8 protein-coding genes are annotated in these 8,210 nt (G+C 62.3%); 3 read left to right on the forward strand and 5 right to left on the reverse strand.

Annotation, left to right across the window (positions count from 1 at the left end):
• Nucleotides 1–526: 526 nt before the first annotated feature.
• From fumC to ABI_RS08860, 3 genes are read left to right on the forward strand one after another with little or no spacing between them, the layout of a single operon-like run.
• Nucleotides 527–1,918 (forward strand): class II fumarate hydratase, encoded by a 1,392-nt coding sequence (gene fumC / locus ABI_RS08850; protein WP_006272584.1) that lies wholly within the window; start codon nucleotides 527–529, stop codon nucleotides 1,916–1,918.
• Between the two features lie 4 nt (nucleotides 1,919–1,922).
• Complete coding sequence (locus tag ABI_RS08855) at nucleotides 1,923–2,579, forward strand: phytanoyl-CoA dioxygenase family protein (protein ID WP_006272585.1); 657 nt, start codon at nucleotides 1,923–1,925, stop codon at nucleotides 2,577–2,579.
• A complete protein-coding gene (locus ABI_RS08860) occupies nucleotides 2,579–3,340 on the forward strand; it encodes an AAA family ATPase (protein WP_006272586.1) in 762 nt (253 codons plus the stop codon). The genes ABI_RS08855 and ABI_RS08860 overlap by 1 nt, the downstream gene beginning before the upstream one ends.
• Nucleotides 3,341–3,536: 196 nt before the next feature.
• On the opposite strand, the gene ABI_RS25095 is transcribed toward ABI_RS08860, so the two are convergent.
• The 5 genes from ABI_RS25095 to ABI_RS08880 form a co-directional block, all read right to left on the reverse strand.
• Entirely contained in the window at nucleotides 3,537–3,677 is a 141-nt protein-coding gene (locus tag ABI_RS25095; RefSeq protein ID WP_006272587.1) for a hypothetical protein, read from the reverse strand.
• A gap of 240 nt (nucleotides 3,678–3,917) precedes the next feature.
• Nucleotides 3,918–5,006, reverse strand: a complete 1,089-nt coding sequence (locus ABI_RS08865) for an extracellular catalytic domain type 1 short-chain-length polyhydroxyalkanoate depolymerase (RefSeq protein ID WP_006272588.1) — start codon at nucleotides 5,004–5,006, stop codon at nucleotides 3,918–3,920.
• 20 nt (nucleotides 5,007–5,026) lie between these two features.
• Entirely contained in the window at nucleotides 5,027–5,443 is a 417-nt protein-coding gene (locus tag ABI_RS08870) for a ribbon-helix-helix domain-containing protein (protein WP_006272589.1), read from the reverse strand.
• Nucleotides 5,444–5,537: 94 nt separating this feature from the next.
• Entirely contained in the window at nucleotides 5,538–6,710 is a 1,173-nt protein-coding gene (locus ABI_RS08875; RefSeq protein ID WP_006272590.1) for a DUF1501 domain-containing protein, read from the reverse strand.
• Between the two features lie 2 nt (nucleotides 6,711–6,712).
• Nucleotides 6,713–8,050: a DUF1800 domain-containing protein gene (locus tag ABI_RS08880; RefSeq protein ID WP_006272591.1), complete on the reverse strand. Its 1,338-nt coding sequence runs from the start codon at nucleotides 8,048–8,050 to the stop codon at nucleotides 6,713–6,715.
• Between the last annotated feature and the right edge of the window lie 160 nt (nucleotides 8,051–8,210).

Below are 8,210 nucleotides of genomic sequence, written 5' to 3' on the forward strand. Positions count from 1 at the left end.
GCGGTGGCTGCAAGCGTCAGCGCGCAGTCGGAGGGGGGATTTCTTGGCACCAATATTGGCAAAGTATAGGCGTAGGTGAGGGAAACACCGGTGGGCCAAATCCCCCACCGTCTCATTTGCCAACCGCAAATGATCCACGGCACGGGCCGCCCCGCTCCCCGCATAACGAGGAGGTATAAAAATAATACATCCAGTGTGGTAGGAGCCTTGCGCTATTATGGTCTTGGGGGGCATTGCGGGCATAAATCAGGTGAACCTTCATAAAGCTGCCTTCTGTGGCCAGTACGCTGCGCCGCGAAGGCCGCTCGCTTTTGGGGTGGTTTTTCATTGCACTTTAACGGGTCAGGTTCTAGGACGGGCCAGTATTTTCAGTGAGGAGTGGCCCATGTTTGGCTGGGGTAAGAAGGACAAGAAACGTCCGGGCACCGGAGCGAAGTTCGAAACGCCAAAATTCGAAACGGGCCAGTCCGTCGAGGCCGGCCCTTCGGGCAACGAGCCCCCCTCAACCCCTTCGGAGACCCGTCCCATGTCCAAGACCCGCGTTGAAACCGATACTTTTGGCCCGATCGAAGTGGCTTCCGACCGGTATTGGGGCGCCCAGGCGCAGCGTTCGCTCGGCAATTTCAAGATCGGCTGGGAAAAGCAGCCCCTGCCGATCGTGCGTGCGCTGGGTATCGTCAAGCGCGCCGCCGCCGAAACGAACCTGGCTCTGGGCAAGCTGGACCCCAAAGTTGCCGCCGCCATCGTCCAGGCCGCCAACGAGGTGATCGAAGGCAAGCTGGACGACCACTTCCCGCTGGTCGTATGGCAGACCGGATCCGGCACCCAGTCGAACATGAACGCCAACGAGGTCATCTCCAACCGCGCCATCGAAATTCTGGGCGGCGAGATGGGCACAAAGAAGCCTGTCCACCCCAATGACCACGTCAACATGTCGCAGTCCTCGAACGACACCTACCCGACGGCGATGCACGTGGCCTGCGCCGAGGAGATCGTCCACCGCCTGCTGCCGGCCTTGCAGGTGCTGCGCAATGCCTTGAACGACAAGGCCGAAGCGTGGAAGGAGATCATCAAGATCGGCCGCACCCACACCCAGGACGCCACGCCGCTAACCCTGGGCCAGGAGTTCGGGGGCTACACCCAGCAACTGACCAATGGCATCGAACGCATCCAGCAGACCCTGCCCAAGCTGATGCAACTGGCTCAGGGCGGAACCGCGGTCGGCACGGGTCTGAACGCACCGATCGGTTTCGCCGAAGGTGTCGCTGAACGCATCGCCGCCATCACGGGTATCGGCTTCACCACGGCGCCGAACAAGTTCGAAGCCCTGGCCGCCCACGACGCTATGGTGTTCAGCCACGGCGCCATCAATACGGTGGCGGCTTCGCTGTTCAAGATCGCCAACGATATCCGCTTCCTCGGTTCCGGCCCGCGTTCTGGCCTGGGCGAACTGGCCCTGCCGGAAAACGAGCCGGGCTCATCGATCATGCCGGGCAAGGTCAACCCGACCCAGTGTGAAGCCATGACACAGGTCTGCGTCCAGATCTTCGGCAACCATGCCGCCCTGACCTTTGCCGGGTCCCAGGGCCATTTTGAGCTGAACGTGTTCAACCCTGTCATGGCCTATAACTTCCTGCAGTCGGTCCGACTGATGGCCGATGCGGCGGTTTCCTTTACCGACAACTGCGTGGTCGGCATTGAACCGCGTCTGGACAATATCAAGCGTGGTCTGGAAAACTCGCTGATGCTGGTGACGGCGCTGAACGGCCGTCTGGGCTACGACATCTGCGCCAAGATTGCCAAGACGGCTCACAAGAACGGTACCACCCTGCGCGAAGAAGCCGTCGGCGGTGGCTACCTGACGAACGAGGAGTTCGATCAGTTCGTCCGTCCGGAAAACATGGTCAAGCCGGGCTGATAAGATGGATCTGGCCGCGTTCCAACGTGACGGCGCGGCCCATTTCCTGACGGTTCTCGGTTCCGATGCCGTCGCGCGGTTGCGCGAACAGTTGGAACCAGAGTTGAAAGGCCGTCCGGGGCGTCGTCTGACCGGTGGTCTCGACTCGGTGCTGCCGGCCCTGACCGACGTGGCTTCGCGTCTGATCGGGCCGGCGGCTTTCCCTGTCCGCGCCGTGGTGTTCGACAAGACGTCCGAAACCAACTGGAGCGTTGCCTGGCATCAGGATCGTACCATCGCCGTGCGGGAACGCCGCGATGCGCAGGGTTACGGTCCGTGGTCGGTCAAGGACGATATTCCCCATGTCGAACCGCCGATATCCGTCATGGCCGGCATGGTCACCCTGCGTCTGCATCTTGACGATTGCGAAAACGACAATGCGCCGCTGACGGTCGCTCTGGGATCGCACGCTTTCGGCCGTGTGCCGGCTCCGGAAGTGGCGGGGCTGGCGCGTTCCCTGCCGAACCTGGCCTGTTGTGCACGGGCGGGCGATGTCTGGGCCTATTCAACGCTTATTCTGCACATGTCGGAACGATCGCGGCTTGCCGGGCGCCGGCGGGTGGTTCAGGTTGATTACTCCGCCGAAGGCCTGCCCGGTGATGTGAGGTGGAGGGGATTGTAATGCGCGCCATAGACGCCCGCCACTACTGGCTTGAAGCCATTTTTCGCAACGACGACCCGGGGTGGGATTCAGAGGTCTATCCGTTTAGCCTGCCTGTGCTGCGTGGCATGGACCGACTGGTCTTCCATCCCAAGGTGACCTTCCTGGTCGGCGAAAATGGGTCGGGAAAGTCGACGCTGATCGAGGCCTTGGCGGTCGCCTGGGGTTTCAACGCGGAAGGTGGAACGAAAAATTTCAATTTCAACAATCGTCCCTCTCATTCGCCTTTGCATCGGTTTGTCCGACCCGTCCGAGGCATTCGAAAAGCGCGGGACGGCTTTTTTCTTCGCGCTGAAAGCTACTTCAACCTGGGGACGGAGATCGAACGTCTCGACAGCGAGGGTAGCGAGGCGCCGATCGGTCCGGCCTATGGCGACCGGTCCTTGCATGAACAGTCGCATGGCGAGAGCTTCTTCGCTCTGTTCGACAACCGCTTCCACGGTCACGGCCTTTATATCCTGGACGAGCCGGAAGCCGCCCTGTCGCCGACGCGGCAGATGACGTTTCTGGTGCGGATGCACGAACTGATCGGCCAGAATTCGCAGTTCATTATCGCGACTCATTCGCCGATCATCCTGGGTTATCCCGATGCCGACATCTGGCAGGTGTCGCGCTTTGGTCTGAATCGGGTGGACTATGAAGACACCGAACATGTTCAGGTGACGCGGCAGTTTCTCAATCATCGCGACGTGATGCTGAACACCTTGCTGGATGACAAATAAAGAAACAGGCGCGGGAGTGTCCCAGGGTCTGGGGCTCCACGCGCCTTGTTTTACGCTTAGGCTTACAGATGAGGTCAGTACTGGCCGAGGCTGAACAGGGCAAGAGCCATGAAGGCGGTGAAGGTGGCCAGGGCGAAGATGGTAGGCATGGTGCGGGTCATAACAGGTTTCCTTTAGGTGATGTTGAGGTGAGGGATTAGCCGTTCGAAGCGACGGCTTCGACGGTGGCCAGGCTGCTTTGCAGGGTGTTGGCCGGGCCGGTCGCGGTGACCAGCGAAATGACCATGAACAGCGTCAGGGCGAAGAGGGCGGAAGCGGTGGCGACGGGGGTGGACATTGGCTTAACTCCTTGTGAAGCATGTTGCTGATGACCGTGATATGCGCCCTCGACGTGCATAGTTCAAATTAATACCAAGTCATGAACTCTATTTAATTATTACGTAAAATCAATGAGTTATGATTGCAAAATTGTAAGGTTGGCGCGTTATTGTGCGTTGCGCCTAAATCCTGGCGTGTGGGTTCGCGCTGTCGGAAATTTTCCGAAAACGGAGATCTTGTTTCGGAAACTTCGGATGTGTCAGGGTGTCGCAGGACGTCCGGCGGCTTCAAAAAAGAAGCGCAGCATTTCCTGGCTGGCGTCCGGTCCCTTGGGGTCGGTGTAGGATCCGGCGGAATGTCCCCCCGCCCAGGCGTGTCCGGCGCCATGGATCAGCCAGTGTTCGCTCAACACCCGGCCATGGGTATCCGAGGTGACGGTGCGGGTATAGGTTCGGCCGCCGGCCGAGACACCTTCATGGAGGGCTGAGGTCGGGCTATGGCCAGCAGGGCCCTGAGCATGGCATTGGGCGATCACCTGGTTACCATTGGCGCGGTTGACCGTGTGGTCGGCATCGCCATGAAAGACGATGGTCGGGACCGTCCTGTCGGAAGGCTTTAGGGCAGATTTGCCACCCTGGCTCATGGCGGTAAAGGCCGACGCCATATCGTGCGCCGCACCTGCCGCAACGCCGGAATGGACGCCGATCGCGGCAAAGAGATCGGGATAGGTCATGGCCAGGATGGCGGCTTCCGCGCCGCCGGCGGACAGGCCGGCAGCGAACACCTCGCCGGGTCTGACCCTGTAGTCGGCCATGATCTTGCGTACGATGCCGGCGATGATCGAAGGTTCGCCACGGTCGCGGGCCTGGTCCTCCGGCCGGAACCAGTTCCAGCACCGGTTGGCATTGGCGCTTTGGGGTTGCGTCGGGTAGGCCACCAGGAAGCCGTGGTGCTCGGCGAGGTGGTTCATGCCGGTACCGGTGGCGAAATCGTCCGGCGACTGCGTGCAGCCATGCAGCATGACGACCAGAGGCACAGGCGTGCCCGCGTAGGTACTGGGCACATACAGTTTGTAGTCGCGGCTGCCCGCGGCGTTGGCGAAGGTCAAGGTCTCAAACCGGGCACCGTCCGGCAGCGAGTCCGTCCCGGTTCCCCGGCGATAAGGCCGTGGCTTGGCGGCAGTCCAGGCGGCGCTGGCCGTCAATGGTGGCGTCATGTCGATGACGTCCGGATCGACCTCTGCGTGGGCCGGCGCCTTTCCGGTGAGGACGGCCAGGGCTTCTTCAAGCTTGCCCAGCTTGGTGAGCCGGGTGGCTTCCTTCATGTCGATCTTGGGGAACAGTTTCATAATTTTTTACGCTAAGTGAATTAATGGATGCGGTCGCCGAGTGCGGCCTTGAGCGCCGCCGGCGCCTGAAGGGCGCCCAGCACCCGGATGGAGCCGATGGTAGCGCGCGCCAGGTCGGCGTCGATGTCCGGCGCCAGGGCCACCAGCCCGAGCACCTGGATATGGATGACTTCGCCGCGTGAACGGGCGGCCTCGAGATCCCGGCGGCTGTAGTGGCGCATGCCGAGATCGAGATCGTGGCGCGCGACAGACTTCTTTACCGCGTCATTGTGACGGTCGAGCTGGCTGCGGATCGCGGTGCGGATCAGGTCCGTGCGATTGGCGTAGAAGCCTTCCTGAACCAGCAGGTCGATCTGGCCCAGGTCGACATAGCCCAGGTTTATCGTGATCTTTTCGCTGTCGGGAAGTTTCGGCATTTGTGTCGTAAGCTGATCCATTCATTACCATCCATACACCATCCCTGTGGATGGTATATGGATGGTAATGAGCGCAGTTCAAGGCACGATCCCGTGCGCCAAGCTTTTTATGGGTTCAGGCGATCCAGCCGGTGGCCGGCTTGACGGCTGCCGAGTCCGGGAAAATGTCGCTGGCCAGGACTGACGGCGACAGATCGTACAGTTCGGTCAGACTGCCCTTGATGACCGCGCGCAGGTCGGTAGTCGGCATCAGGTCGCGGCCTTCATACAACTTAGCCTGGCCCAGGCCCGGCCAGTCGGTTATGACCCGGCCGCCCTTGACGCCGCCGCCGACCAGAAAGGCTGCGGTGGCCTGGCCGTGGTCGGTCCCCTGCGTGCCGTTGATGGCAGCGGTGCGGCCGAACTCGGTCGCCACCAAAATCACCGTGTCTTTCCACTTGGGCCCCAACTCGGTTTCAAACGCGGCCAGGGCGCCATCGAGATCGGTCAGCAATTCGGCGAGTTTCTTGGATTCTCGCGTATGGGTGTCCCAGCCATTGAAGGCCAGGGCCGCCACGCGGGGGCCATCATCGCGCGCCAGCAGCCTGGCCGCACCGGTCGCCATTCCCGTCATGGGATATTTTCCAGAATATTGGCCGGAGGCCTCGCCGGTGGTCTCGCCGGCCAGTCGATCGGTTGCCAGAGCGGTGTCAAACGCCCGCGCCAGGGCCGGATCCGTGTCCTGATACATGGCGAGTATCCGCGGCGGCAGGTTGTCGTCGCGCAAGCTCAACGACGATGGCGCCCAGCCCATGACCTCGGCCGAGCCGCGCATGACCAGGGGGGGCACTGTGCCAACAGCCAGGCCGGTGCCGCCGGCGCGCTGGGTGGCAGGGAGGACTTTTAACAGACGGTTCAGCCAGCCGGTTTTGGTGTGGCCGGGTATAGAGTAGCCGGACTCGAGCACGTCCTGACCGTCGAAGTGGGATCGGGCGCGGTAAGGCGTCGCGCTGGCGTGAATGACGGTGGCGTGGCTCGCCCTGTATTGGCGCGCCAGATTGGTCAGCGACGGATGCAGGGCGAACATGCCGTCCAGCTTCAGCGGCGAGGTGATGGCAAAGGCCTGGCGCAGGCGCTCATAGCCGGGATCACCGACCGGCGGTACGGCGGCCAGGCCATCGAGGGCGCCGCGCAGGATGATGGTGATGAAGCGCGGGTCGCGCGCTCCGGCGGCGGACGCGACACGCGGAATAAAGGCGCCAAAGGCTGCTGTCCCGGTGACGGTCAGAAAGGAACGGCGGTTGAGCATGGTCATCGCCTCACAAACTCTGGGGCCATGAAGGCCAGGCTGATACCCTGACGCAGGGTGTCCGCGCGTTCGATGGCGGCCAGGGTACCGTCGCTGAGGCGCGGGCCCAGTATGGCCGGGGCAAATTCGCGCGGATCGGTGTCGCGCGACGTCTTGGCGGCGACGAGGGCGGCCACCTCCATGCGCGCACTGAGACCTTCGGGGGTCAGCCAGGCGGCGCTGAGGTCGGAGAAGCCGTTGGGGCCGGGCGGTTTCCACCAAGGCTGGCCCATGGCGGTGAGGGCGCGCTTGATCAGGGCCGGCGTCAACTGGGCATCAGTTGCGCGCAACATGGCAATCAGGTGCTCCTGAGGCGTGCGCAGCTTGACCGGAGTCGGCGCCCACGCCTCTTCGGAGTCGATGAGGGTGGCATAGACGGCCTGCAGGTCGCCGCCGGTGTCCAGCCAGGTGCTGCTGAGGCGATCGACAAGGGTCTTGGGCGGGTTGTCGGCGACGAAATGCCGGGCCAGTTTGGTCGACAGGTGTTTTGCCGTCGCCGGGTGATTGGAGAGGGAAACCAGGATGTCGGCGGCCTGGAAGAAGCCGTCCTCGTGGTACTCTTCCCCCAGAATGGTCTTTCCGCCCGGTTCGTGCAGGGTCTTGCGGAAGGTGAAGCCGCCGACCGGACCATCGCCACCCGGGCGCTTATTGGCCGTCCAGCCGGTCAGGGCTTTGGCGAAGGCGGTGACGTCGGCCTGGCTGTAGCCGGAATCGACCCCCAGGGTGTGCAGTTCCATGATTTCGCGGGCGAGGTTCTCGTTGATGTCGCGGCCCATACGCTGGCCGGTGCGCGAATTGGGGCCGGTCGAGGTGACATTGTCGAGGTAGTAGAGCATGGTCGGGTGGGTTTCGACCGCCAGCAGCATGTCGGTGAACCGGCCGTAAACATAGGGGCGGATGGCCTCACGTTCATAGGCGCCGGCCGAGATATGGACGGCGGTGCCCTTGTCCAGGCTAACCGCGAAGTGGTTCATCCAGAACATGACCAAGCGCTCGCTGAAACCGACCGGCGGAGTCATCAGGGTGTCGTGGTAACGGGCGGTCACTTCGGCATCAACCGCCGGGCCGACCGGCGATTGCAGCTTGGTCTCGCCAGGTTTGAGACGGGCCTGGAAGAAGCCCGAGCCTTCGGCGATCAGCGCCTCGGAGGTGGGCAGGCTGCCGTGGCCGGGGTCAGCCACGCGGCCGCGGTCAATTTCGTCGAGTATCAGGTCGCGCGCCGGCCGCGGCAGGGCCTGCAGCCCGGCTGCCGTACTGCCCAATCCAAAACGCGACAACGCCAAAGCCGACTCGAAATCCACAGACACACGCCTTACGCCAAAAAAACGACTTCTCGGCTCCAATCCTAGTGCGTTCTTGAGACGAAAATGGGGCTCTGGCATGGCCGTGTTACCTTAAAGCGCCTTCATTCCAACAACAGTGTTCGAATACCAACCCCATAAACACAACATGTCCTGCCAG

Origin of the sequence: Asticcacaulis biprosthecium C19, assembly GCF_000204015.1 — a bacterium.
Classification (GTDB): domain Bacteria; phylum Pseudomonadota; class Alphaproteobacteria; order Caulobacterales; family Caulobacteraceae; genus Asticcacaulis; species Asticcacaulis biprosthecius.